The 25747-nt window shown below is 59.6% G+C and carries 25 protein-coding genes and 1 riboswitch; of the genes, 11 read left to right on the top strand and 14 right to left on the bottom strand.

What is annotated here, in order from left to right; genetic code table 11:
* Nucleotides 1-65: 65 nt before the first annotated feature.
* On the bottom strand, nucleotides 66-1142 hold the full coding sequence (zapE, locus tag PH5382_RS04520) for a cell division protein ZapE (RefSeq protein ID WP_058333168.1): 1077 nt from the start codon (nucleotides 1140-1142) through the stop codon (nucleotides 66-68).
* 233 nt (nucleotides 1143-1375) lie between these two features.
* On the opposite strand from zapE, the gene PH5382_RS04515 reads away from it, so the two are divergent.
* Nucleotides 1376-2620 (top strand): MFS transporter, encoded by a 1245-nt coding sequence (locus tag PH5382_RS04515; protein ID WP_058333167.1) that lies wholly within the window; start codon nucleotides 1376-1378, stop codon nucleotides 2618-2620.
* Nucleotides 2621-2743: 123 nt separating this feature from the next.
* On the opposite strand, the gene PH5382_RS04510 is transcribed toward PH5382_RS04515, so the two are convergent.
* From PH5382_RS04510 to PH5382_RS04475, 8 genes are all read right to left on the bottom strand, one after another.
* Nucleotides 2744-3691, bottom strand: coding sequence for an alpha/beta fold hydrolase (locus PH5382_RS04510; protein ID WP_058333330.1), 948 nt, complete (start codon nucleotides 3689-3691; stop codon nucleotides 2744-2746).
* Nucleotides 3688-4605, bottom strand: coding sequence for an ornithine cyclodeaminase family protein (locus tag PH5382_RS04505; RefSeq protein WP_058333166.1), 918 nt, complete (start codon nucleotides 4603-4605; stop codon nucleotides 3688-3690). Before PH5382_RS04505 ends, PH5382_RS04510 begins: the two co-directional genes overlap by 4 nt.
* Nucleotides 4602-5222 carry an HAD family hydrolase gene (locus PH5382_RS04500; protein WP_058333165.1) on the bottom strand — a complete coding sequence of 207 codons (621 nt, stop codon included), beginning with the start codon at nucleotides 5220-5222 and terminating at the stop codon, nucleotides 4602-4604. Before PH5382_RS04500 ends, PH5382_RS04505 begins: the two co-directional genes overlap by 4 nt.
* 13 nt (nucleotides 5223-5235) lie before the next feature.
* A complete protein-coding gene (locus PH5382_RS04495) occupies nucleotides 5236-6198 on the bottom strand; it encodes a DMT family transporter (protein WP_058333164.1) in 963 nt (320 codons plus the stop codon).
* 210 nt (nucleotides 6199-6408) lie between these two features.
* The gene (locus tag PH5382_RS04490) at nucleotides 6409-6867 is read right to left on the bottom strand and encodes a YaiI/YqxD family protein (protein ID WP_058333163.1); all 459 of its coding nucleotides are present in this window, start codon (nucleotides 6865-6867) and stop codon (nucleotides 6409-6411) included.
* Nucleotides 6864-8348: a Si-specific NAD(P)(+) transhydrogenase gene (gene sthA / locus PH5382_RS04485; RefSeq protein WP_058333162.1), complete on the bottom strand. Its 1485-nt coding sequence runs from the start codon at nucleotides 8346-8348 to the stop codon at nucleotides 6864-6866. The genes PH5382_RS04490 and sthA overlap by 4 nt, the downstream gene beginning before the upstream one ends.
* Before the next feature lie 27 nt (nucleotides 8349-8375).
* Complete coding sequence (gene fghA, locus PH5382_RS04480; RefSeq protein WP_058333161.1) at nucleotides 8376-9209, bottom strand: S-formylglutathione hydrolase; 834 nt, start codon at nucleotides 9207-9209, stop codon at nucleotides 8376-8378.
* Between the two features lie 133 nt (nucleotides 9210-9342).
* Nucleotides 9343-10272 carry an AEC family transporter gene (locus tag PH5382_RS04475; RefSeq protein ID WP_058333329.1) on the bottom strand — a complete coding sequence of 310 codons (930 nt, stop codon included), beginning with the start codon at nucleotides 10270-10272 and terminating at the stop codon, nucleotides 9343-9345.
* Between the two features lie 482 nt (nucleotides 10273-10754).
* On the opposite strand from PH5382_RS04475, the gene PH5382_RS04470 reads away from it, so the two are divergent.
* From PH5382_RS04470 to PH5382_RS04455, 3 genes are all read left to right on the top strand, one after another.
* Nucleotides 10755-11378 (top strand): TetR/AcrR family transcriptional regulator, encoded by a 624-nt coding sequence (locus tag PH5382_RS04470; protein ID WP_058333160.1) that lies wholly within the window; start codon nucleotides 10755-10757, stop codon nucleotides 11376-11378.
* A 186-nt stretch (nucleotides 11379-11564) separates the two neighbouring features.
* Nucleotides 11565-11764, top strand: a riboswitch (cobalamin riboswitch).
* 119 nt (nucleotides 11765-11883) lie between these two features.
* Complete coding sequence (locus PH5382_RS04460) at nucleotides 11884-13116, top strand: aromatic ring-hydroxylating oxygenase subunit alpha (protein ID WP_058333158.1); 1233 nt, start codon at nucleotides 11884-11886, stop codon at nucleotides 13114-13116.
* A gap of 5 nt (nucleotides 13117-13121) precedes the next feature.
* Nucleotides 13122-14204, top strand: a complete 1083-nt coding sequence (locus PH5382_RS04455) for an FAD-binding oxidoreductase (RefSeq protein WP_058333157.1) — start codon at nucleotides 13122-13124, stop codon at nucleotides 14202-14204.
* 123 nt (nucleotides 14205-14327) lie between these two features.
* Here PH5382_RS04455 and PH5382_RS04450 read toward each other — a convergent pair whose 3' ends face one another.
* Nucleotides 14328-14816, bottom strand: coding sequence for a c-type cytochrome (locus PH5382_RS04450; protein WP_156414832.1), 489 nt, complete (start codon nucleotides 14814-14816; stop codon nucleotides 14328-14330).
* Nucleotides 14817-14962: 146 nt separating this feature from the next.
* Between PH5382_RS04450 and PH5382_RS04445 the strand changes: the two genes are divergently transcribed.
* The 4 genes from PH5382_RS04445 (at nucleotide 14963) to PH5382_RS04430 (ending at nucleotide 18337) form a co-directional block, all read left to right on the top strand.
* The gene (locus PH5382_RS04445) at nucleotides 14963-16702 is read left to right on the top strand and encodes a Y-family DNA polymerase (RefSeq protein ID WP_058333328.1); all 1740 of its coding nucleotides are present in this window, start codon (nucleotides 14963-14965) and stop codon (nucleotides 16700-16702) included.
* An 88-nt stretch (nucleotides 16703-16790) separates the two neighbouring features.
* Nucleotides 16791-17492 carry an ArsR/SmtB family transcription factor gene (locus tag PH5382_RS04440; RefSeq protein ID WP_058333155.1) on the top strand — a complete coding sequence of 234 codons (702 nt, stop codon included), beginning with the start codon at nucleotides 16791-16793 and terminating at the stop codon, nucleotides 17490-17492.
* Complete coding sequence (locus PH5382_RS04435; protein WP_058333154.1) at nucleotides 17485-17934, top strand: YqfO family protein; 450 nt, start codon at nucleotides 17485-17487, stop codon at nucleotides 17932-17934. The genes PH5382_RS04440 and PH5382_RS04435 overlap by 8 nt, the downstream gene beginning before the upstream one ends.
* Nucleotides 17935-17992: 58 nt before the next feature.
* A complete protein-coding gene (locus PH5382_RS04430) occupies nucleotides 17993-18337 on the top strand; it encodes a DUF2794 domain-containing protein (RefSeq protein WP_058333153.1) in 345 nt (114 codons plus the stop codon).
* A gap of 49 nt (nucleotides 18338-18386) precedes the next feature.
* Here PH5382_RS04430 and PH5382_RS04425 read toward each other — a convergent pair whose 3' ends face one another.
* The 3 genes from PH5382_RS04425 to PH5382_RS04415 form a co-directional block, all read right to left on the bottom strand.
* The gene (locus tag PH5382_RS04425; RefSeq protein ID WP_058333152.1) at nucleotides 18387-19214 is read right to left on the bottom strand and encodes a C40 family peptidase; all 828 of its coding nucleotides are present in this window, start codon (nucleotides 19212-19214) and stop codon (nucleotides 18387-18389) included.
* Between the two features lie 8 nt (nucleotides 19215-19222).
* The gene (locus tag PH5382_RS04420) at nucleotides 19223-20626 is read right to left on the bottom strand and encodes a leucyl aminopeptidase family protein (protein ID WP_058333151.1); all 1404 of its coding nucleotides are present in this window, start codon (nucleotides 20624-20626) and stop codon (nucleotides 19223-19225) included.
* Nucleotides 20627-20828: 202 nt separating this feature from the next.
* Nucleotides 20829-21167: a hypothetical protein gene (locus tag PH5382_RS04415; protein WP_058333150.1), complete on the bottom strand. Its 339-nt coding sequence runs from the start codon at nucleotides 21165-21167 to the stop codon at nucleotides 20829-20831.
* 198 nt (nucleotides 21168-21365) lie between these two features.
* On the opposite strand from PH5382_RS04415, the gene PH5382_RS04410 reads away from it, so the two are divergent.
* Nucleotides 21366-22016 (top strand): carbonic anhydrase, encoded by a 651-nt coding sequence (locus PH5382_RS04410; protein ID WP_058333149.1) that lies wholly within the window; start codon nucleotides 21366-21368, stop codon nucleotides 22014-22016.
* Between the two features lie 4 nt (nucleotides 22017-22020).
* Here the strand turns inward: PH5382_RS04410 and PH5382_RS04405 are convergent, their stop codons facing one another.
* Complete coding sequence (locus PH5382_RS04405; protein WP_058333148.1) at nucleotides 22021-23178, bottom strand: DUF3095 domain-containing protein; 1158 nt, start codon at nucleotides 23176-23178, stop codon at nucleotides 22021-22023.
* Between the two features lie 224 nt (nucleotides 23179-23402).
* On the opposite strand from PH5382_RS04405, the gene PH5382_RS04400 reads away from it, so the two are divergent.
* A complete protein-coding gene (locus PH5382_RS04400; RefSeq protein WP_058333147.1) occupies nucleotides 23403-24575 on the top strand; it encodes an MFS transporter in 1173 nt (390 codons plus the stop codon).
* Between the two features lie 79 nt (nucleotides 24576-24654).
* Complete coding sequence (locus tag PH5382_RS04395) at nucleotides 24655-25677, top strand: aspartate-semialdehyde dehydrogenase (protein WP_058333146.1); 1023 nt, start codon at nucleotides 24655-24657, stop codon at nucleotides 25675-25677.
* The last annotated feature ends 70 nt before the right edge of the window (nucleotides 25678-25747 follow it).

Here is a 25747-nt window from a genome sequence, read left to right as displayed (position 1 = left end):
GTGTCGCAAACACAGACGGCAGCGCCCCTACTATGTTTTGGCTGTATCGCTTGGCGCAGAACAGACTAGATGCTGTCCTGGCCCCAATTCTTGTCCTGCATCTCTCTTAGACGACTGGCAGTCCGTTCAAATTCAAAGGCCCCATCGCCTTCGACATATAGAAATTCGGGTTGGGCGGCGGCAGAACAGATCAGCCGTACCTGTGCTTCGTAAAGCGCATCGATCAGGGTGACAAAACGCTTGGCTTCGTTGAAGTTACTGCGCGACAGCCGGGGGATGTCTTCCAGAACCAATACTTTTACTTCTTCGGCAATGGCGAGATAGTCGCCCGGCCCCAGCATCTTGCCACACAGGTCAAAGAACGCAGCACGGGCAACACCATTTCGAAAGGCGGGCAGGGTGACTTCACGGCCTTTCACTTCCAGTGTCAAAGGCTGGGCGTCACCCCCGGACAGGTCTTCCCAAATCGACTGAACACTGGCCCGCGCCGCCGCGTCTGCCGGGGCGAAATAGACCTCGCTGCCCTTTAGACGGTCCTGGCGATAGTCTACGGGGCTGACCATTTCCCAGACTTCCATCTTCTCTTTGATGAGATCGATGAACGGTAAGAACAGTTGCCGGTTGAGGCCGTTTTTATACAACTCGTCCGGCAGCCGGTTTGAGGTGGTGATCACGCAGACATCGGCGGCAAACAGAGCCTCAAACAGGCGGCCCACGATCATCGCATCGGTAATGTCGGTGATCTGCATTTCATCAAAGGCCAACACCCTGACAGTGGCGGCAACCTCGGCGGCGACCGGCGCGAGGGCGTCTTGCACACCTTGTTCGCGGGCCTCATGCATCTTGGTGTGGATCTCTTGCATGAAGGCATGAAAGTGCACCCGGCGCGCAGGGATATCGCCCAGACTGTCGACAAACAGATCCATCAGCATGGATTTTCCGCGGCCGACGCCGCCCCAAAGATACAGCCCCTTGGGCGCTGGTGGCGGGCTGGCACGCCGGAACAACCCGCGTTTTACTGGCTCGGCCTTTAGCCCAGTCGATATCCGATCGAACTGCGGCAGAACCGCCTGCTGTGCAGGGTCGGGGCGCAGATCGCCTGTGGCAATCTTTTGGGTGTAAAGCGTGCTGAGATCGGTCATGACAGAGGCTTAACCTGCAAGGGCTTCGATGAAAAGTCGGGCTGTGATGTTTAAGCCCCATTCGAGGATTTGCGCGCTGCTTTCTGGTTACGAAGAAAGCTGAGCTGTAACACAACGTTATTGCGAGGATGAATTTGTCACATCAAATACTCTTAACTATGCAAGCAAAATTCTTGATTTGACCGCGGCTAATTTCTGCCTGAGGCTTGGTGCTCTTGTTTGGAGAAATACGCATGCCTCGCACCGCCACACCTCTGTTCACCCCCGTGCTGATTGTCGGCTGCGTTATTATCATGGCGAGCTTTGCCGTGCGGGCCTCATTTGGGGTGTTTCAGATCCCAATCGCCGAGGAATTCGGCTGGCTGCGGGCAGAGTTTTCGCTGGCGATTGCGATCCAGAATCTGGCCTGGGGCATTGGTCAGCCAATCTTTGGCGCGCTGGCAGAGAAACTTGGCGACCGCAAGGCTATCATTCTGGGTGCTATCATCTATGCCGCCGGGCTGGTGCTGAGCGCAGGGGCTACGACGCCGTTTGAGATGCAAGCCTATGAATGGCTGGTGGGTTTTGGCATCGCGGGTACCGGGTTTGGCGTGGTGCTGGCAGTGGTAGGACGGGCCAGTTCGGATGCGAACCGGTCAATGTCGCTGGCGATTGTCACGGCCGCCGGGTCTGCAGGGCAGATCGTGGGGGCGCCGACTGCGGAATTCCTGCTGTCGATGATGAGCTGGCAGTCGGTCTTTATGGTCTTTGCCGGCGCAGTCCTTGCCCTGATCCTGACCCTGCCGCTGATGCGCGCGCCCGCTGCCCCCGCCAGCAAGGCAGAACTTGAGGCGAGCATGGGGCAGATCCTCAAGCAGGCCTTCAGGGACCCGTCCTTTACGCTGATCTTTCTGGGCTTTTTCTCCTGTGGGTATCAACTGGCTTTCATAACGGCGCATTTCCCCGCCTTTGTCACCGAGATGTGCGGGCCGATCCTGCCGGGCGGGGCGCTTTATAGTATCGGTATCACCTCGACCTCGGCACTGGGGGCGCTGTCTATTGCGCTGATCGGGGCGGCCAATGTGGGTGGTACGCTGTTCGCTGGTTGGCTGGGCAATCGCTACAGCAAGAAATACCTGCTGGCGGCGATCTATGCCGCCCGCACAGTGGTCGCGTCGATGTTTATTCTGATGCCGATCACCCCAACAAGCGTGATCATCTTTTCCGTGGTCATGGGCTCGCTCTGGCTGGCAACGGTGCCGCTGACATCCGGCCTGATCGCGCATCTTTACGGGCTGCGCTATATGGGCACGCTTTATGGTATTGTGTTCTTCAGTCATCAGCTGGGCGGCTTTCTGGGCGTCTGGCTGGGCGGGCGGATGTATGACGCCTATGGTGATTACACCTTTGTCTGGTGGATCGGTGTCGCGGTTGGTGCCTTCAGCGCGGTGGTGCATCTGCCGGTACGGGAGCCGTCACCGCAGGCTGCGGCGGCCTGAACATAGCCTGACCTCAGCCGTGGAAGCTTTTTGCTGTGACGTGACTTGTGCGCCTATGCGACCTGTTGGGGGGGATGGCTCAACGTCAGGCCGCGCTGTTTCGCGCCATCACTCTTCGCACCGTCACTCAAGGCCGCGGCGGTGGTTGGCGTCTAGGATCGCGAGCACCTCTTTGGTATGGGTGTAGGGCAGGCCATGGCCCGCATCGCTGATCACCTCTTGTCTGGCAGAGCGCGCCTGTTCGGTCAGCCGCCCGACGGAGCTGACAGGAACGACATCGTCTGCCTCTCCCCAGATGGCCAGAATGGGGACACCCTGGCGGTGGATATGGCGCAGATCTGGGCCCATATCCTCGTTCAGGATACCGCGTAGCGATGACAGGACGGCGGGGACAAAGCCTTTGTATTTCAACTCGGCCTGCTGCAGGTCGACAATGTTGGGAACGGATGATGGCAGGCTGCGTTCCGCTTCGGTGCCGCGGATGTGCAGCCGGGGATAGAGCGCCATCATCAGCCAGTCGCCAAGCGGGCGTTGGCTGCGGATGAAGGTGGCAAGTCTGCCGGGATTGGTCTTCAGACCTGCGGCGGCCAGCAGCACCAATTCGCGCACCCGGTCTGGATGCGCAGAGGCATAGGCGGTGGCAATGGCGCCGCCCATCGAATAGCCGATCAGAAAAAAATCCCCCCGGACGTCCTGATGGTCGAGCAGCTCTTGTAGCTGGTCGACAAAAAAAGTCCGGTCCTGCAGCCCGTCGGGACGGTCGGAAAACCCGCGCCCGTAAAGATCATAGCAGAGCACGCGAAAACCGCGCTCTGCCAGTCCTGCTGCCAATCCCTGCTCTTGCCCGCCCCAAACAAAAGAGGGCGTAGTCAGCCCGTGCACACAAACCGCAATGGGGCCGCGCCGGGGGCCGATCCACCGGTAATGGGTCACGCCGCGTGACAGCGGGGCAAACTCCCCGGGCGCCAGCGTGCGCGCCTCTGGTCCCATTGTCCTGCGCCGCAGCTCGCGCAGCAGTGGCGCGATGACAATGACGGCAAGGCACAATGGGATCAGAAGCAGCCAGGTCATGCGCTGGCTTTCCATTTCTCCAGAATATGGTGGCTGGTCATCAGGTCGAGATGAGCACCGCCACCGTTCTTGAACAGGGTGATGGCCGTGGGATCATAGCTGGGAAACTGATCCAGAGCATAGAAATCCGCCAACACGTCGCTGGGTTGTATCACGCCCTCGGCCAATGGGATCTTGAATTCGCCGATATGGTCCAGCGTGGTATCGCGACTGTCGCAATAGATTTGCGACCGTGTCAGCGAGGCGTCGTCGGTTTCGCGCATGTCAGGGCGATAGGCACCAATCAGGTTCAGGTGCTGGCCGGGGCGCAGCCAGTCGCCCAGAACCACCGGATTTGACGACATGGTGGAAGTTATGATGATATCTGCCGCGCCAACGGCAGCCTGCAGATCATCTGCGACCTTGGTGCCTGGGTAGGCAGTCGCCAATTCTGCAGCCTTGGAGGTGGTACGGTTCCAGACCCGGATCTGCGCCGACGGATAAGCCGTGCCAAAGGCCTCGATCAAAGAACCTGCCACGGTGCCGGCGCCGACGATCAGGATCTCGCGACTGTCTGGATTGGCAAGGCGCCGCGCGCCCAGCAGGCTGTCACCTGCGGTTTTCCACTTGGTCACCAGATGAAAATCCACCAGTGCCTCAAGCGTGCCGTCGAGATCTGAATAGAGACAGACCGAGCCATTGATCATTGGCTTGCCTGCATCGTGGTTGCGCGGAAAGATATTGGCAGTTTTCACTGCCAGTCCCATGCCATCAATCCAGGCAGAGCGGCTGAGTAGGGTATCAGGATCGCGGTACAGGAAAGTGTCGCCGATTTCTGCCTTGGGCAGGCTGTGCCCCTGCGCCAGTGCTTCGGTGAATTCGACCCAATCCAGCAGGGCCTCGCCCTGTTCAAAGGTGATAAAGGGAATGCTCATGCGGCCTCCTCGGGGGTTAGCAGCCCGGCGTCGACCAGGCGCGCGGCCCAGCCTTCGGGGGTGGTGAAAAGATGGGTCTGCCAACCGCGTGCGGCGGCGGCTTCGATATTTTCCGGGCGATCATCGGCAAACAGCAGCCGGTCTGCGGACAGGCCTGCCCCCTGTTCCAGATGCCGGTAGATTTCAGCATCCGGTTTGATGCAGCCCAAGTGCCCTGAAATATAGGCTTGGTCGAACTCCCCCAGAAACGGATAGGCCCCTAGCGCGACCTCGAAGGTGCCAATGCCAAAGTTGCTGAGGGCAAAGACCGGCACGCCTTTTGCCCGCAGGCGGCGTAGGATCCGGACGGATTGCGGAATGTCGGTATGGGCGAAATCCAGCCAGCTGTCATGCCAGTGACGAATTTCTTCGCGCCACTCTGGGTGCTGATCGGCCAGCGCATAGACCGATTCACGAAAGGGATCGCCGCGATCCAGGCCAAGGTTCATCTCGTGCAGGGGGACCTCGGTAAACAGACGTTTGCGCCTTTCAGCACCAAAGCGAGTATCATAGAAGCGCTCCGGATCCCATTCGATCAGCACATTTCCGATATCATAGACGACTGCTTGAATGCTCATGGTGCGGATCTTCCTAGCCTGTAGAACGGGGTCTGGGACGGTTGACGGGGCGATTGTTGCGGGTCTCTCGCCAGACAGAAACAAGACCGGCGCCAATGATCAAGGCTGATCCCAGCCAGACCTGCAGATCAGGCCATTCCTGAAAGACCAATATACCCCAGAGCACCGCCATGGGCATGGCGATATACTCAAAGGGTGCGACCAGCCCGGCTTCGCATAATCGATAGGCAAGGCTCACCATATAGCCCCCGATCGAGGCCGTCAGCCCAAGGGCGACGAATAGCCACCAATCACCGGGTGCGGGCCAGACCCAGGCGCGCAGGATGAAATCCACCGCAGCATTGTCGCCAGCGGCAAAGCGGCCATCGCCCGTGGTGATCCCCACCAAAGCACTGACAATGAGGAATGCCATTGATGGGTAAAACGACAGGGCGGCCGCACTGTCGGCCCCGCCTGCACGCCGGGTGAGCACATGCAGCGTGGCATAGCCACAGGCGCCAAAAAACGGCAGCAGGGCTGCAGCCTGAAAACTGCCGGGACCGGGACGCATGATGATCAGCACCCCGAGAAAGCCCACAGCCACCGCACTCCAGCGCCAAGGGCCGGGGCGCTCACCTAGCAGGAACACCGATAATGTGGTGACGATCAGCGGCGTGGCAAAGGCAATCGCCACGGCATCGGCAATCGGCATAACGGCCAGCCCGGTGTAAAAGCAGATATTGGCAAAGAGCACAGCACAACAGCGGATCAGGTGCAGTTTGGGCTGGCGGGTGCGCAACACGTGATAACCGCCTTCAAGCGGCACGATGATCAACAGCAGGATCGGCATTGCCACCAGCGAGCGCAGCAGTACCACCTGATATAGTGGATAGTCGCCGGATAAAAACTTGACGATGACGTCGATGATGGAGAAGCAGATGGCAGACCCTGCGGCGGCAAACAGCCCGAGGAGGCTGACCTTCATGGTGTCGCTCATCAATGCCTCCCGTTGAAATACACCCCGATGCATCGCGCAAATATTGGGCTGGGGCAATGGGTGGAGGTGGGAAGGCGTAGAAAAGATTTTGCCGTGCCTCTGGTGGCAGAGGTTTTGGTTTTTGCTGAGAAGCGGTTTGAGGGAGCATTTTGCCCTTCAAACACGCCTCATTCAGCCTGTGACCCCTGATCAGCCTGGCGAAGTGGTGATTTAGCCGTGGGCTTTCGCGGCGCGGATTTCGCGTTCTAGCGAGTCCAGAAAGCGGGAGCGGTCTGCTTTTGTGAACCCTTTGCCAGAGCCGCCTGCGCCAAGCGGGTTTGCGGCGCGCAGATCTGCCATCAGATCGCGCATCGCCAGCTGCTGGCCGATATTGGCCGGGGTGAAACGCTCACCGTTGTGGCGCAGCACCTGGGCACCGGCCTCGATACATTTGGCGGCCAGGGGTATATCGCCTGTCACCACAACATCGCCCGCACCACAGCGGTCCGCGATCCACATGTCGGCGACATCTGCCCCCTGATCGACGATCACATTTTCCACCAGCGGGTTACGCGAGGGGCGCAAGCCACCGTTGGAGACCACATACATCTTGATCTTATGGCGGGTGGCCACCCGCTCGGCCTCTTCTTTGACCGGGCAGGCATCCGCATCGATATACAGCGCGCTCACTTGGCGGCCTTTTTGCTAGCGCTGTCTTTGGCGGGTTCGGCCTTAGCCTTCGTGGTCGGTTTTTTCGCCTTGAATTCATCCGGGATCGGCATCCGGTTAAAGGCGTCCAACCCGGCAATTTTGTAGGCTTCGGCCAGGGTCGGGTAGTTGAAGGTGTTCTGCACAAAGTAGTCCACGGTGCCCTGCAGGTTCATCACCGCCTGGCCAATGTGGATGAGTTCGGTTGCGCCTTCGCCGACGATCTGCACGCCCAGAACCCGGCGGGTCTTGAGGCTGATGAGCATTTTCAGCATGCCGTGTTCCAGCCCCATGATATGGCCGCGCGAGGTCTCGCGGAAACGGGCAACGCCGATTTCATAATGGATGCCACGCTCCTGCAGCTCCTCCTCGGACATGCCGCAGGTGGACATTTCCGGGACCGAATAGATGCCATAGGGGTACCAAGGGCTTTCCGGCAGGGTTGGGGTCTCCAGCGCGTGACAGGCGGCGACGCGGCCCTGCTGCAAGGAGGTCGAGGCCAGTGAGGGATGCCCGATCACATCGCCGGTGGCGTAGATATGCGGCACCGCAGTCTGATAGGTTTTGCGCTCGACGCTGAGGCGCCCGCGATGATCGGTTTCCAACCCAACAGATTTGAGGTTCAGCCCATCGGTGTTGCCCATGCGCCCGGCCGCAAACAGCAGCATTTCCCCGCGCACGTGGCGGCCGTTGTTCAGTGAAACCTCGATATGGCTGCCGGCGTCTTCGATCTTGTCGATGGCGGCACCAAGGCGCAGATCAACGCCGTTTTCGCGGATCTGATGGGTGAAGTCCTGAATGAGGGTGCTGTCGATGAAGTCCAGAAAGCTATCGCGGGGTTCGATCAGGGTGACGCGTACATCCAGGGTCGAAAACATGGTGGCATATTCCACGCCGATGACGCCGGCGCCAACCACAATCAGGGAGCGCGGGATCGAGGCCATATCGAGGAACTCATCGCCGTCGACAACGGTTTTGCCGTTGAAAGGTACATCGTCTGGCCGGTACGTGCGTGTCCCGGTTGCGATGAGGAATTTCTCGCCGGTGATCCGGGTGGTGTCGCCGGCCTCGGTGGCGACCTCGACCTCGTTGGGGCCGATGAATTTGGCCAGACCCGCCAGCCATTCCACGTGGTTGCGGTTGAACTGGTGTTCCAGCACGTCGACCTCGTGATCCAGCGTCATATGCAGCCGGGCCTTCAGGTCTTCGGCGGCGATCTGGTCTTTCACCCGGTAGGAACGGCCATAAAAGCTGCGCTCGCGCCAACCAGAAAGGTTGAGCACGGTTTCACGCAGGGTTTTGGACGGCACGGTTCCGGTATGTACCGAAACACCGCCCAGCCGGTCTGCCCGGTCAATGACCAGGACCCGGCGTTTCAGTTTGCCGGCCTGAATGGCAGCGGTCCGCCCCGAGGGGCCGGATCCGATGATGACAAGATCATAGTCGTAGTCGAAATCTGTCATGGTCGAGGTTGTAGGAGTTGTCATGACTTAGTCCCGATACAGAGCTTCGGCGTGGAAGGTGACGTGATCTTCCATGAAGCTGGACACAAAGAAATAGCTGTGATCATAGCCCGGCTGCAGGCGCAGGATGGCCTCCTGACGCTTTTCCGCCACGGCTGCTGCCAGCGCTTCGGGGCGTAGCAGGTCGATGAACTGGTCGGTGGTGCCGGTATCGACCAGAATAGGGCCGTCAAAGCCTTTTTCGCGCATCAGGAGCGATGCGTCATGTTTGGCCCAGTTGGTTTCGTCATCGCCAAGGTAGGCCGAAAGCTGCTTGCGGCCCCAGTCGGCACCTGTGGGATTGCAGATTGGCGCAAAGGCCGACACTGAGCGAAAGCGCCCGGGCAGGTTCATCGCCAGGGTCAGGGCTCCATGACCACCCATGGAATGGCCGGTGATGGCCTGGCGGTTGAGGTCAATGGCGAAATTCTCGCCGAGCAGGGCAGGTAGCTCTTCGGCCACATAGTCCCACATCTGGAAGTGCGGCGCCCAGGGGGCTTGCGTCGCGTTCACGTAGAAACCAGCGCCTTGGCCCAAATCATAGGCGGCGTCATCGGCGACGCCTTCGCCGCGCGGCGAGGTGTCGGGAAAGACAATGGCAATGCCCTGCTCGGCGCACCAGGATTGGGCGCCTGCCTTGGTCATGGCGTTTTCATGGTTGCAGGTCAGGCCAGAGAGATACCACAGGACAGGCACTGGGCCATCCTGTGCTTCTTCGGGCAGGAACAGGCCAAAGGTCATATCGCAATTGGTGACGGCGCTTTTGTGACGGTAGACACCCTGCTGGCCACCAAAGGCTTTGTTTTCCGAGACGGTTTCCATGGTGAGGCTCCTAAATATGGTTGCCTTATCGCTACCTGTCGGCGGCGCGCGGGTCCAGTGGAGGCGCGGCAGCTGGATCTGTTTTTGCGGCAATCGCGTTACAAAAAGCTGAATTGCCTGACGCAGCGTGCAATCAGAGTGTGGAAACCCAGGAAATCACCATGGGAACGGTCAGAATGGAGATGATGGTCGAGACCAGAATCGCCGCCGAGGCGCGATGCGGTGCAACACCGTAGTGCTGCGCCAGCATGTAGACATTGCCCGCTACCGGCAGGGCCGCAGCGGCAATGGCAACCGTTGCAGAAAACGGCGCGACAGGCAGCAGGAAGAGCAGGCTTACGGCGACAAAGGCGGGATGCAGTACCAGTTTGGCAAAGCTGAGCCAAAGCGCGATTTGCATACGTTCGGCGGATTTAGAGGCCAGCGATGCCCCGATGGCAAACAGTGCACCCGGTGTAGCTGCGCCGCCCAAAATTGACAGGAAGTCGTTCATCGGCACCGGGATCGGCACTTCGGCGGCAGACCAGATCAGCCCGGCACAAATTGCTAGGATCATCGGGTTGCGCAGCAGTCCCAGAGCGACCAGACGCAGGGTGGCAAGACCCAATCCCGACCCTCTGCCGAGATTGATCAGGATCACGATAAGCGATGAAAACACCACGAGATCAACGCTCAGCACGACCATCATCGGCCCGATGGAGGCCTCGCCAAAGAGCATGGCCATCATTGGCAGCCCCAGAAAGCCGACATTGCCGATCGCGGCACATTGCGCCTCGACCGCAGCAGTGGGCATGTCCAGCCCGCGCAGGATCGCGACAAGCGTAACCAGCAGATAGACCGCCAGTGTTCCACCTAGATAGCCCAGTACCAAGCGCGGGTCGAAAATCTCGGCAAAAGATAAGTTGGCGGCAAAGCGGAAGATCATCGCCGAAAGCGGGAAGAAAAACACAAATTTGGTCAGATAGGCCGTGGCCTCTTCGGTGAAAAACCGCGTGCGCCCGGCCCAGTATCCAAGGCCGATGATTGCGAAGAAGGGCAGGGTTCTGAAGAAAATATCGACCATTTCCAGATTGGTAGCGGCTCTGGGTGAAAAGGCAAGATCGGATTGTGGTTTGCGCATGCGTCGAGGTTTTTGAGCCGGGTGCTCCCGCCCGTCGTTTGGGCATCTTAGATGCCTTCCTCCCGTTGGGCCCGGCGCCGCGCTGACGCGCGGCGGTGACACTAGCAATTAGACTGGCCATTTGAACATGTCGTTTCCATGGACATGTCGTTTCCAATTTTCACGCGTGTTGCAAAGGCGCGGGTTTGGCGTGATCTGGGCGCACGCCGTGCGATAGTACGGCGCCGGGCCCGCCCGCCTGATTGCACACGGGGCTACAGGGCTTCAGTCAGGTACAGGCCTGCAACGAGAGACAATGACAAAGACAATGAAAAATACACGCGATCAACGGCTAGTGATGCAAACCCCGCGATGAGAGAGTTGTTGAACCGGCACATTCTCGGCTAGAGTAGGGGCCTACTGCCGCCAGCGTTTCGAGGAACCTCATGAACGAGCAAGCCAGCATTCTGCGCACCGGTCGCAAATTCGATCAGGTTCTTGAGGGCGCACGCGAGGTCTTCATGGCGGATGGGTTCGAGGGTGCCAGCGTCGATGATATTGCCCGTGCAGCCGGGGTCTCCAAGGCCACGCTTTATAGCTATTTCTCCGACAAACGCTTGTTGTTCATGGAAGTGGCCCGCAGTGAATGTGCCCGCCAGGCAGATGCGCCGATGGATCTGACATCTGCCTGTTGCAGCCCCCGGGAGGTTCTGCGGGCAGCGGCTCAGCATATTCTGGCGATCAGCCTGTCCGAATTTGGCATCCGGATGTTTCGCATCTGCGTCGCCGAGGCAGATCGTTTCCCGGATCTGGGTCGGCAGTTCTATGAAAGCGGTCCCATGTTGGTCCGTGGCAAGATCAGGGATTACCTGATCAAGGCGACGGCCAAGGGAGAGCTGCGCGTCCAGGATTTCGACCTTGCGGCGGATCAGTTTGCCGAGCTTTGCCACGTGGATCTGGTGCCGCGCCTGTTGTTCAAGATTGATGCCAACTTTAGCGAAACAGAACGGAACAGAGTCATTGATGGCGCTGTCGAAACCTTTCTGGCCCGCTACGCGACCTGCGATTGAAACGGTAGGTCAGCTTGCCAGACGTGTCTGGAAGGAGAGGGGTCGTTTCCGGGCTGCGCTGTGATGAAATTCGGCTATTTCTCACTCTTTTACCTGTATCAGAGACTAATTTTCGCAATTTTCCTGCATGTCTTTTCTTCGTTTATCCTAGTCGCAATCAAGCGATCCTGCCTGCGTAAACTGGCTAGGTTCAGGGCCAAGCAAGGTGCCACCTCAAGGGGTGGAGAATTGGGAAGCCGGTGAGAGACCGGCACTGCCCCCGCAACGGTAACATCGGGTAAGGGCGCAGCATTGCCACTGGGGTGAGGACCCTCGGGAAGGCGCTGCATCCGGTCATTGACCTCCCTTTGAAAGTCCGGAAACCAGCCTTGCCTCTATGTCAAACCGCGGGTGGCGGTCGGGGCGCAGCAAACGGGTTGCCTGTCCTCCATCGGCGCGACCTGCCGGCGTCCTTTTGTCATCTGCTCCAGCCAAGCCGCTCAGATGCGGTGTGAGAGCCAGTCGAATGATCAAGAGCAAAATCAACGAAATGCTGACGCGACGCCGGTCGGGGTATTCTCTGGAACAGGGGTTTTATGTCGACCCGGATGTGTTTCAGGCGGATCTTGAGATGATCCATTATCGCGATTGGCTGTTTGCCATTCCCGCCTGCGAACTGGAAAAGCCCGGCAGCTATGTCACCCATCAGGTTGGGGCCTACGGTGTGATCCTGGTGCGTGGCAGCGACGGCCAGATTCGCGTCTTTCACAACAGTTGCCGCCATCGGGGGTCGGTGCTGTGTAAATCGAAAAAGGGCAATAATCCCAAACTGGTCTGCCCCTACCACCAGTGGACCTATGAGCTGGACGGATCGCTTTTGTGGGCGCGCGACATGGGGCCGGAGTTCGATCCCAGCCAGCATGGGTTAAAACCCGTGCACTGCCGAGAAGTTGCCGGACTGGTCTATATCTGTCTGGCAGATGAGGCTCCTGATTTTGACGTCTTTGCCGATCAGTTGCGCCCCTATCTGGAGCCGCACGATCTGGGCAATGCCAGGATCGCTTTTGAAAGCACCATCATCGAGAAGGGCAACTGGAAACTGGTCTGGGAAAATAACCGCGAATGCTATCATTGCGGTGGAAACCATCCGGCGCTGTGCCGGTCGTTCCCAGAAGATCCCAGCGTCACCGGCATCGGTGAAGGTGGCGTGACGCCGCCTCATCTGCAGGCGCATTTCGACCGTTGTCAGGCGGCGGGGCTGCCCTCGGAATTTCATCTGAGCGCGGATGGCCAGTATCGTGTGGCCCGGATGCCGCTGAAGGAGGGCGCAAAGAGCTACACGATGGACGGCAAACCCGCCGTAGCCCGCTGGCTGGGGCGGGTGCCCTTCGACGATGCGGGCACCCTGCTGAAATTCCACTACCCGACCACTTGGAACCACTTTCTGCCGGATCACGCGCTGGTGTTTCGCGTCACTCCGATCAGTGCGACCGAGACCGAGGTGAGCACAAAATGGCTGGTGCACAAAGATGCGGTCGAGGGGCGCGATTATGATGTCAGCCGCCTGACCGAGGTCTGGATGGCCACCAATGACGAAGATCGCCGCGTGGTCGAGGACAATCAGCAGGGCATTCTTTCGCCAGCCTATGCCCCCGGCCCCTATTCCCCCATTCAGGAAAGCGGCGTGGCGCAGTTTTCTGACTGGTATTGTGAAACCCTTGCGGCACGTCTGGCGCCCGCAGCGCAAGCCGCGGAGTGAGCCCGATGAAAGATCTGGAGACAAACAAACGTAGCGCCTGGCAGGACAGCGAAATGCTGGAATGCGTATCTGTGGTGCCTGAAATGCCCGATACGGCGAGCTTTTCGTTCCGTGCGCCTTCTGGGGCCTTGTTCGACTACCAGCCGGGTCAGTTCCTGACGCTGGAGATCCCGGCGCCGGTACAGTCGGGTGGTGTTGTGCATCGCACCTATACGATTTCCTCCTCGCCGTCGCGGCCTCGGTCGATCACCATAACCGCCAAGGCGCAGGCAGACAGTATCGGCACCCGCTGGATGCTGGACAGCCTGCGGCCGGGCATGCGGGTCAAGGCGCTGGGGCCTGCGGGCCTGTTCACCAATGCAAACAGTTCTGCCGGTAAATTCCTGCTCATCTCTGCCGGCTCCGGCATCACCCCGATGATGTCGATGACCACCTGCATGTGGGATGAAGGCCAAGATCTGGATGTGGTTTTTATCAACTGTGCCAAGCGCCCGTCCGAGATCATTTTTCGCCAGCGCCTGGAACATATGGCCAGCCGGATGCCGGGGTTGGATCTCAAATTCGTGATCGAAGAGCCGGATCTCTATCGTCCTTGGAGTGGCTACCAGGGTCTCTTCAACCAGTTGATGCTGGGGCTGATGGCCCCGGACTATCTGGAGCGTGAAGTCTATTGCTGCGGCCCTGAGCCCTTCATGCAGGCGGTGCGCGATGCGCTGGCGGGGCTGGGCTTTGATATGGAGAAGTATCATCAGGAAAGCTTTGGCGCGCCGGTCGAAAGCGCGGCAGACCAGCCGGATCTTGATGATGTGGTTCTGGATGATGACAGCAGTGCGGAAATCAGTTTTGCCCTGTCCGGGGTGACTGCCAAATGTTCCGAAACCGATACGGTTCTGGCGGCGGCGCGTGCTTCGGGGCTCAATATCCCTTCCGGCTGCACCTTTGGGGTCTGTGGCACTTGCAAGGTGAAAAAGACCGCCGGTGAGGTGCATATGGTGCACAATGGCGGCATCTCGGAGGATGACATTGAGGCGGGATATATCCTGGCTTGCTGTTCACACCCCATTGGAAAACTGGCAGTCGAGGTCTGATTGCTTTCCCTCCGGCATGACAGGACGTCTTCCGGGGGGCTGATTTAGAACCTGCCTGTGGATGGTCGTGGACAGAAGCTGCTGAGATCAGCTGCTGGGAAAGAGACGAGTGGTTTAAGCAACCTAGTGCGTGACAAATGCATTGGGCGTGCTGCGATAGGTCTGGTGGCAGCTGAAACAGGCCTGCATCATTGCGGGGACGGTGCGGCGCAGTCCCGATAGGGACTTGCTGTTGATCTGCTTTGCACTTTGTCGCGCGGTCTCTGCGCGGTGTTCGAAATCATCCCAGTGCTGCCAGATCTCGGTGCGGGCATGTGAATTGGGGTCCATGCGCTGTTTCTTGAACCGTTTGGCAATGCGGCCTGTGGTGCCGATGAGTGTGCGCCGTGCAGCCTTTGCCCGGGGGGCATCAAATACCGTGCGCCCCGCCACCATATCGCTCAGCAGAGTGAGGGCGGCCTTTTGACTGGTCATCAGCGTCACGCGGTCTTTGACATGTTTGTCGGTGATCTGGCCGCTGGCCTGCAGGCCAACGCCAAAGATCCCAAGTGTCAGCACCAGGGCTGCAAAGAGCAGAGCTGACCGCCAGGGGGTTATTTTTCGAAGGCTCATAGCTTGGACCTTTTTGACAGGGAAACTGGTGAAAAGCCGGGGATTGACCGAATCGAAAGATTGGAACAAATAAGGAACATGTGCTGAATCATCTGTTGTTTCTCCATAATCAGACCCGTTTTTTTTCTCGTAACCTGTGCTCCACCATGTCTCATCGCCGCATCTTATCCCTCTGGTTTCCGCGGCTTGGCGCCGAGCGGGTGCTGCGGGATGCGCGGGGTGGTTTGACCGGGCCCTTGGCAATTGTGGAGGAAGTGTCGAACAGACAGGTTATTTCTGCGTTAAATCAGGTTGCCGAAGATGCGGGGCTGCACCGTGGTCAAGGGCTGCGCGATGCTCATGCCATCTGTGCGCAGCTTATCGTGCGCAGTCGAAACCTGTCGGCAGAGACCGGGTTTCTGGCCGCCTTGCGGCGCTGGTCCGGGCAGTTTTCGCCCTGGGTTGCAGAAGATGGCTCTGATGGCCTGGTGCTTGATCTGACGGGCTGTGCACATCTTTTTGGCGGCGAAGAAGCCCTGCTCGCCCGGATCGAGGCGGATTGTGGCGCGATGGGGCTAAGCCTGCAGATGGGGCTGGCGGATAGCCTGGGAGCCGCCTGGGCCCTGGCGCGGTTTGCCGGGGCCGCACCGGAACCAAGCCGGTCTGGCGCTGCCATCGATCAGGAGGCACGTGCCACCCGCGCCCGTGCCGCCGTCCCGGTTCAGCCAAAGAGCAGCAGTCTGGGCTATGTGCAAAAGGGCCATCCGCGTAATCAGGTGCTGATCCAGAAGGGGAAACAGCGCCACTGGACCCGGGGCGGTCTGGCGCCGCAGACGGCTGCCCTGCCACCGGATATTGCCCGCATCGCCCCACCGGGACAAAACTATGGCGCGCTGGCTTCGCTGCCGGTGGCGGCTCTGCGGCTAGAGGCCGCGACCGTGGCGCAGCTCAACCGGTTGGGGCTTAGGCGGATTGGGGATCTGCTGGGGCAACCCCGCGCCAGCCTGGCGCGCCGCTTTGGGCGCGGTTTAGTACTGAGACTGGATCAGGCCATGGGCGCAGCCCCTGAACCGGTCTCGCCACAGCGCGTACAGGATCATTTTGCCGCCCGCCTCAGCCTGCCGGAACCGATCGGGCTGAAGGAGGACGTGCTGGCGGGGCTGGAGCGAATGCTTCCCCGGCTTTGTGCCCGGCTGGAAGACCGCGGTAAGGGTCTGCGCGCGCTGCGCCTGGAGGCGCACCGGGTGGATCAGGATGTGCAGATGCTCAGTCTCACCCTGGCGCGGCCCAGCCGGGATCCGGCCCGTATCCTGCCCCTGCTGGAGATGAAGCTGGAAGAGATTGATGCGGGCTATGGCATTGAAATGCTGCGCCTTGAGGCGCTGCTGGTCGAGCCGATCCATGCCCGCACTCAGGCGGGGCCATTGCAGGCGGGGGCCGCTGCCGAGGCACGCAGAGGCGGCGATGAAAGCGCGCTGGAGGATCTTGTCGGGCGTCTGGGCGCGCGGGTTGGTCTTGATCAGATCACCCGGCTGCACCCGGTCGACACCCATATTCCTGAAAAAACCGCCAAGGTGCTGTCAGCAGCCTGGTCGGAGCCCGCAACAGACTGGCCGGTGGCGCCGCATCCGCGCCCGCTGTTGTTGTGGCAGCCGGAACTGGTACATGCGCCACTGCATCCGCGCCTGCCCGCAAGGTTTCGCTGGCGCGGGCGGGACTGGGATCTGGCCGAAGCACAGGGGCCGGAACGGATCGCACCGCAATGGTGGCTGGAGGATCCGAATTGGCGCAGTGGCGTGCGCGACTACTGGGTGGTGGTGACCGGTTCTGGCGCGCGGCTCTGGCTGTTTTTTGCTCATGGGGGTGCTCTGTCGCCGGGGTGGTTTTGTCAGGGATCCTTTGCCTGATGGGCTTCGTTTGCGGTCAGATGATACTTCGCCCTGTGACGAAGGGAATTCTTTGGGCAGGCGGGTCTTTGCACGCTAACGTCACTGCATGACAACACCACGTTTTGATATCATTGGTCAGGCCTTGAGTGATGCCAGCCGCACCCGGATGCTCTGTGAGCTGATGGAGGGGCGCTCTTTCACCAACAAGGAGCTGGCTTCGGCCGCCGGGATCACCGCCCAGACCGCGACGGCGCATCTGCGCATGTTACAAAATGCCGGGCTGGTTCTGGCAGAAAAAAGAGACCGTTGTGTTTTTCACCGACTTGCCAACGCCGAGGTCGCCGGGGTGCTGGAACAGCTTGCTGCGATCGCGCCCAGCAGCCATCTGCATCAGGCTCAGCGGCGCAAGGCCGGCGAGATTGCCCAGGTGCGCAGCTGCTATGATCATCTGGCCGGGCCATTGGCGGTGGCGATGACCACGCGGTTCCTTGAGCGCGGTATGCTGGTCGAGGAAAACGGCGGCTTTCGCGCCTGCGCCGATGCGGCCTGGCATAACCTGGGCGTGAGCCTGCCGCAAAACCCCTCGGTGGCCGATAGTCGTCAGCCCTTTGCGCGCCCCTGCATGGATTGGACGGAACGCCGCCTGCATGTCGCGGGGGCTTTGGGGCGGCAGATCCTGACCCATGCCTTTGAGCGGGCTTGGGTGAAACGCAACGCTCATAAGCGCGGATTGGTTCTGACGGGGCCGGGAAGCCGCGCGCTGGAAGAGATTCTGGGACTGCGCAGCCAGGAGCTGATCGATGGGTGAAGACAACACAGTCACTGCTGCGTCCCGGTTTACGCTGCAACAGGGAACGCGTGTGCTGGTACAGGTGCCACAGCAGGCCGCAGGTCGGGTGCTGATGGCGATGCTGGCGGTAGAGCCTCTGGGCTGGGGAGATTATGATCAGGTCGCTTTTACCACCTGCGCCGGGGTGCAGCAGTTCCGGTCGCGTCCGGGGGCGCGCAATGCGGCAACGGAGGTCGCGGTAGAGGTCGCCTGCGTTGAGCTGCAGGTATTTGTGGCCAAATCGGGCGCCGCCCTGCAATCACTGATCACGGCGATCTACCACGCTCACCCCTATGAAGAGCCGGTGATCCAGTTGATCCCGGCGCAGCGCAGCTGCCACGTGCGGGGGATGGATGAAGACAACCCCAATCGATTCTGGAACCAAAAATCCGCCGATTGGGTGCCTGCCGCGCATCGCTGAAGCCTCACAATTTTCGCAAACCCCTTGATCTCGGCAGGCTTTGGCGCGACGTTTGACTATGAGCTTTGACCAGATGCAGCCCTCGCAGGGGGGACCAATCCCGCAACAGGTGGCCTTTGACCGGCGCGAGATGTCGGTGATCATGTCACTATATGGCCGCATGGTGGCGGCTGGCGAATGGCGCGATTATGGCATTTCCTGCCTGCGCGAGCTGGCAGTGTTTTCGATTTTTCGTCGCACCGCCGAATATCCGCTCTATCGGATCGAGAAAAACCCCAAGCTGCGCAATCGTCAGGGGCAGTACTCGGTGGTGGGCATGGACGGGCAGGTGCTGAAACGCGGCACGGACCTCAAGGCGGTGCTACGGGTGCTCGAACGCAAGCTGATCCGGGCGGTAGATTAGACCGCTCTAGAGGCTGTGCATAGCCTCTCCATAGGATGGAGAGGCGAACCTAACCTGGGCGTTTATGCGCGGTGACGGGCCCGTCACCCTGTTCGGCAATGCGGAAGATGGCAGCCTGCAGGGGCTCAATGGCGACGGCCATGGCATAGGCATTGGCGTGGATCAGTGTCTCGGCATCGCGCACCAGTGCCACATGCCCTTTCCAGAACAGAAGATCGCCGCGTTGATAGGGGCTATCGACGGGCAGGCGCAGGCCGCATTCGACCTCCTGCTGGTCGCTGTCGCCGGGGCAGGGGATGCCGCAGGCGAGAAATGCCGCCTGCACCAGCCCGGAACAATCAATGCCAAAACGGCTGTTGCCGCCCCAAAGGTACGGCGTGCCGAGAAAACGCTCGGCGATGGCTATTGGGTCGGCTTCATATTGACCGATGGGCGACAGATGCACCCGCGGGATAAACCCTTGATCGGTGGCGGCAAAGCGTGGGTCATTGCGTGTGACCCGGACAAGGCTGCCAAAGCTAAGCCCGCAGCGGTCGCGTGATTTGAAATCCGCCTCGCAATAGGCATGGCTGGCGGCGGCGCTGACCCAGTGGGTCGCGTCCTGTGCTGGAGCAAGCGCATCTGTGGGCAGGTAGCCGACATAGGCGTCTTTGGCGGCCTGAACAAAGGCCCATCCCTGAATGTTATCAAAGACAGTCACGGCTTCACCGCACAAAAGCTGGCGATCACGGGGGCCATCGGGGCGGCGCAGCAGGTCCACCACTGGCAGCGCGATCCGTGCAGTAGTCCCCAACACCGGCTTCAGGTCGGGGAACTGCGCGGCCAGATCGGCGGCGCAGACACGGGCATTGGCGGCGGTCCGGCGAGAATCGTTCATCGTCGGGCTCACAGATCCAGCAGGGTGGGCAGAGCTGCAAACAGCGCGCGGGGGCCCTGGGCGGCCCCGCCTTTGGGGCGCGCGGGGGCCGCATTGGGCATCCAGCCGTAGATGTCAAAATGCATGTAGCGGCTGTCGCCGACAAACCGGCGCAGAAACAGTGCTGCGGTGATTGATCCGGCAAAGCCGCCCGAGGGGGCATTGTCGAGATCGGCAATGCCCGGCTCGATCATGGTTTCGTAAGGAGCATGAAAGGGCATGCGCCAGACAGGATCCGATTGTGTGCTGGCCGCTGTAGACAGCGCCGCTGCATCGGCATCAAAATCAGTGTAAAAAGGAGCCAGGTCCGGGCCAACAGCAACGCGGGCCGCGCCGGTCAGAGTTGCCATCGAGATCACCAGGTCAGGGGCTCCTTCATCGGCCAGGGTCAGCGCGTCGGCCAGCACTAGACGGCCCTCGGCATCGGTATTGTTGATTTCCACCGTCAGCCCCTTGCGCGAAGGTAGTACATCACCGGGGCGAAAGGCGTTGCCGGCCACGGCATTTTCTACGGCCGGAATCAGCACCCGCAGCTGGAGGGGCAGATTTGCCGCCATGATCATGCGCGCCAGTCCCAGCACATTGGCAGCCCCGCCCATGTCCTTTTTCATCAGACCCATGCTGGCGCCGGGTTTGAGGTTGAGCCCGCCGGTATCAAAACAGACCCCCTTGCCCACCAGGGCGAGTTTGGGGCCGGTGCTACCCCATTGCATGTCGATCAGGCGCGGTGCGCGGTCCGAGGCGCGGCCAACAGTGTGAACCAACGGAAGGTTTGCGTCCAACAGGTCTTCGCCGATGGTGACTCCGACGGAGGCGTCAAATTCTGCTGCCAGATCGTGTACTGCCTGTTCCAGCTGGTCCGGACCCATGTCCGCAGCAGGCGTGTTGATCAGATCGCGGGTCAGACATTCGGCAGCAGCCAGCGATTCGATTGCCCTGGCATCAACGCTCTCAGGTGCCACCAGTTCGGCAGAACGGGCCTTGCCGGATTTGTAGCGTTCAAACTGGTAGTGATGCAGCAACCAGCCCAGACATTCTGTCGCCAGAGCTTCGTCAGAGAGAGGAGTCTCCAAGGCATTTGCGTCAAATTGCAGCTGATAGCACCCGGCTGGCAGCTTTTCGGCCACAGCTGCCAGAACGAACCGCTTGCGGCTGCGCTGGGCTGCAGTGCCATATCCGGCAAGCGCCTGAGTCGCGCGCCCTGCGGCATCGGGAATGAGCAGCGCCTGACCGCAGGCTGCGGTGAATCCGTTCAGCCTGACCCAGGCCTGCAAGGGCTGTGGTTGGTCGCTTAGCCAGGCCTCCAGTTGATCCTGCGCTATCAGAACAAGTGGGATCGTTGAGGGTGAAACTGCAGCAAAGCGAGGGGTCATAAAGGAAACTCCGGTGAGGCACGAGGTGCCACTAGAGTATCCGCGCCCCAGCTGCCTGCAAGCCCTGCTTGATCAATCCGCAAAGAGAATTTGCAGATCCGGGCTTCGGACTCTTTGCACAAAACAAATGTTGCCCCACAAGGGGGCACCATTGAGAATTTTTTGAGTGCTATCTCCTTTGAAAAAAGGAGTTTCGCAAGATTTAGACCGACAGATCCTGCTGATCCCAGACCGCCGTCAGTGAGCGCTCCCCAACGCGCAGCAGGCGGAATAGAATAGCAGCCACCGCAGGTGGATCCTCGCTGTCGATCGAGACGGTCACATCCCGCGCAATCTGCGCCATCGTGCTCATGCCGATCTGGTCGGAAATGGCAATCAGGGATCGCGCGTTCTTGCGCAGATCCGGCATGTTGTCCTGCCGCCAGAGCCGCTCGCAATGCGTCAGTCGCACGGCCAGCTCTTCGATGGCGCGGCAGACAACGTCTTCGGCACCAGCTTCGCCTAGTTGAGCGTATAATTCGCTCAGTTTGTCCGGATCCATCCGGACGTTTTCTGTTCGCATAACAGTGAGTATATTAGCCACCACATTCACCCTAAATTCTATATGCCCCCACGGCACGAAGCCAATTTGACCGCCACTGGTTGTCAAAAGGTTTCCGCCAGACTGTGCAAATCTCTCGAATTTGCTAACAATGCAGGGTATCAGCACCGCCAGAACTTAACTCAGGGGATGCCACTCATGGAATTTGCCAAACCTCTACCCACCTATTTGATCACCCGTTATCACGGTTGGAAGGCGACCTCATACGCCGAAAACCAAGGCTGGTACCGCCGTCTTGCGACCGAAGGGCAGCGCCCCCGGGCCATGGTGATCTCCTGTTGCGACAGTCGCGTGCATGTGACCTCGATCTTTGGCGCCGACCAGGGAGAGTTCTTTATTCACCGCAATATCGCCAATTTGGTGCCGCCCTATGCTCCTGACGGGGATCACCATGGCACCTCGGCGGCGATCGAATATGCCGTTACTGCATTGAAAGTAGCGCACCTTATTGTCTTGGGGCATTCGCAATGTGGCGGTGTGCAGGGCTGTATCGACATGTGCAAAGGAAATGCGCCGGCTCTGGAAGAGAAATCCAGTTTCGTCGGACGTTGGATGGATATCCTGAAGCCCAAGTTCGAGAGTGTCGCGGATATCGCTGACCCGATCGATCAGGCCCGCCAGTTTGAGCGGCAGGCGGTTGTTGCCTCTCTGGAAAACCTGATGACATTCCCCTTCATTTCGGATGCCGTAAATGAGGGGACGCTTAGCTTGCACGGGCTGTGGACAGATATCGGAGAAGGCGGGCTGGAATGCTATGACCCCGAGGCGGTGCGCTTCCAGAAGGTCTGATGTGTTAAGTTGGCATTTTAGCCATTTCGGAGGCGGCGCGGGTATACCCCCCCGCGGCGCCATCCACAAAATGCACGTGATCATCGCGGCTGGCGGAGGGCACGATGCAGGTGAGTCGCGCCGCATCCTGCTCATGCAGACCGAACCGGACCTCTCCCTTGGCTTCTGCCTCTTGTAAAATAGTGGCGATCCGGTCGCGGATCTCAGGCGTGCAGTCCAGTGTCATCTTCAGTCCATCGTCGAATTTGCGATAGTCCGAATTGGCTCCCATCACCTGCATATAATGGGCGGTATCAAACTGCCCCATGGTGCGATTGTGACGAAACAGCCAGCTGGCAAATCCCGCAGAGGCCCATGTATATGCTCGCTTCCAGAACAGGGGAGCTGTGCCACGGGTCAGGCGGATCTCGATATCTAGCCCATCGGGCAGAGGCGCGATGCCCGGGCCTTCAAGAGGGACAGGATGGCCTCTGCGGTCGAGACCGTCTGCCAAGGCCAGGATCCTGGCGCAGAGTGCAGTGAACCGTGCCGGATTCGTTGCTGGATCCGACTGAATGACCAGTGAAAGAATCAAACCGTTGCGGGCCGGGATCGTGTTCCAGCGGCAAGACAGCCCGGTCAGATCCGGTGGCGTCTCTTCGGCACAATCGGCAATTGCGATACGGCCTTGTTTCATCTGGGCCTCTGCCCAGCTGATGCCGCCACCGGCGAACATTGCATAATCGGCATTGGCAGAGACGGCAAAGCGCGCCACGGCAACATCCAGGCCCTGCGCTCGGATCTCGGTCAGAGGCACTGCGGCGACGCGCAGGGTAATGCCGAATTCCTGCTGCACCCAGTGACGCAGCCGTGCCAGCGTAATGCGGGCCAGATCTGCCTGCTGAGACGGCACCGCAAAAGAAGTGCCGTCACCGCCGAAGACATAGGGAAACCCAGCGCCATCCAATGCGTTCTGCATGGCGGCGATCACCGAAGCGCCGATCATGTTGACAGTCTTGTATTTGCCCGCCGCGATCAGGCCGGTGGAATCAACGATATCGCTGCAGCAAATCAGCCAGTCATCGGGCAGGGGCGTATAGTTTTCCGGGCTGGCCAGCCCGACGAAATCCGGTTGCTGCGGCAGGCTTTGGTAAAACACCTCGGAGGTTGCAGTTTGTGTCATCGTGTCCCTTTGGTCAGGCGATATCCGGCTTTGCAGCCGTTTGCCGCGAGGGGGTTGCGCAGAATTGTTTACGCAGCGTTACCCATCCTGTTCCGTAAAACAATTGTACCCCGATGCCAGATATGCAAGCTCGCGTCGCGGACATGTGACAGTTCATGAGCATCTCATGAACTGTGGCTGTGCAAACAAAAAAGACAATAAAAATCCAAAGGGGAGGGCAACTGATGCAGGCAGGATTGATCATGCTGTGTCTGGCCTACGTGCTGAGCCAGTTTTTCCGGGCTTTTCTGGCCGTGTTGGCGGGTGTTCTGGGCCAAGATATTGGCGCTGCCCCGGATGATCTCGCCTTTGCGTCGGGCATGTGGTTTTTGTCATTTGCGGCGATGCAGCTGCCGGTGGGCTGGGCTCTGGACCATATCGGGCCGCGCCAGACGGCGTCGTGGCTGCTGCTGCTGGGTGGCGCGGGCGGTGCCGGGGTGTTTGCCCTGGCCACCAGCCCCTTTCATGTCAGCATGGCTATGTTCTTTATCGGGATCGGCTGTTCGCCGGTTCTGATGGCCTCTTACTATATCTTTGCGCGCCAGTATCCGGTGGCACGTTTTGCCACTCTGGCGGCCTTGATGCTGGGCATGGGCTCGGTGGGTAATCTTGTGGCTTCTTATCCGACGGCGTTGGCGGTGGATCTGTTTGGCTGGCGTGGTACACTTTTGGGCCTGGCGGTGGCCTCAACACTGGTGGCTCTGGGGATCTTTTTTACCGTCAAGGATCCCGAAAAACCCGAAGGTGGGCAGCGCGGGTCGGTGCTGGATCTGCTGAAAATGCCGACGCTCTGGGCGATCTTTCCCCTGATGTTTGTCTGCTATGCGCCATCTGGCGCGCTGCGGGGGCTGTGGATTGGACCCTATCTGAGTGATGTCTATGGCATGGATACCAACCAGATCGGCCTGGCGACCCTGGTTATGGGCACGGCCATGGTGGTGGGGACATTTGTATACGGGCCATTGGATCGGATCTTTGGCAGCCGCAAATGGGTGATCTTTGGCGGCAATGCGCTGGGAGTTCTGGCAATGCTTGGGCTGGTCGCGGTGACAGGCGCGCCCGTCTGGATGCCGATTGCGGTGATGGCGGTTGTCGGGTTTCTTGGCGGCTCTTTCCCGGTGGTGATCGCCCATGGCCGTGCTTTTGTGCCGCCGCATCTGGTGGGACGTGGTGTGACCCTGCTCAACTTCTTTGGCATTGGTGGCGTGGGAATCATGCAGTTTGCCTCAGGAAGGCTGCATGGCAGCATGGCCGGAGGTGACCCCGCTGCGCCCTATCTGGCCATTTTTGGCTTCTTTGCGCTGGCTTTGGCGCTTGGCTGTGTGGTTTATCTGTTCAGCCGCGACAGCCTGGACTGAGCAGCCCCTTTATTTACAGGGGATTTGCCTATAAGAGACCCCAGCCGGCCATAAGGCCGGGTGATACTGGAGAAACAAAATGGGTTATCGCGTCGTCGTCGTTGGCGCCACAGGCAATGTGGGCCACGAAATGTTGAACATCCTGGCAGAGCGCCAGTTTCCTGCGGATGAGGTTGCCGTTCTGGCCAGCCGTAAATCGCTGGGAACCGAGGTGACGTTCGGCGACAAAACGTTGAAGACCCAGGATCTCGACACCTTTGATTTTACCGGCTGGGACATGGCGCTGTTTGCCGTGGGATCTGACGCGACCAAGATCTACGCGCCAAAGGCCGCCAAGGCAGGCTGTGTGGTGATCGATAACTCGTCGCTCTACCGCTACGACCCCGATATCCCGCTGATCGTGCCTGAGGTGAACCCTGAGGCGATTCACGGCTATGCCAAGAAAAATATCATCGCCAACCCCAACTGCTCCACTGCGCAGATGGTTGTGGCGCTGAAGCCTTTGCATGACCGGGCCAAGATCAAGCGCGTTGTGGTTTCGACCTACCAGTCGGTTTCCGGCTCGGGCAAGGATGCGATCGATGAGCTGTGGGAGCAGACCAAAGCCATCTACAACCCGACCAAAGAAGTGCCGCCGACGGTGTACCCCAAGCAGATCGCCTTCAATGTGATTCCGCACATTGACGTCTTTCTGGACGACGGCTCCACCAAGGAAGAGTGGAAAATGGTCGCCGAAACCAAGAAAATTATCGACACTTCGATCAAGGTAACGGCCACCTGCGTGCGGGTTCCGGTCTTTGTTGGTCACTCTGAATCGATCAATATTGAAACAGAAGACCATCTCGACGAAGACGAGGCCCGCGACATCCTGCGCGAGGCGCCCGGCATCATGGTGATCGATAAACGCGAAGACGGCGGCTATGTGACGCCGGTTGAATGCGTTGGTGATTTTGCCACTTTTATCAGCCGGATACGTCAGGATTCCACGCTTGATAACGGTCTCAACCTGTGGTGCGTCAGCGACAACCTGCGTAAGGGCGCTGCCCTGAACGCTGTACAAATTGCCGAACTTCTGGGCCGCGAAGTGCTCAAAAAAGGCTAAAGCTTTTTACACTTTTGGATAGGAGGGCTGCTTCGCAAGAGGCGGCCCTCATTCTTTTGCAGGGCTGCCC

This window comes from Phaeobacter sp. CECT 5382, assembly GCF_001457775.1.
In the GTDB taxonomy this organism is placed as follows: Bacteria; Pseudomonadota; Alphaproteobacteria; order Rhodobacterales; family Rhodobacteraceae; genus Pseudophaeobacter.
The sequence above is the reverse complement of the archived record's forward strand: the minus strand, read 5'-3'. Positions and strand labels throughout refer to the sequence as shown.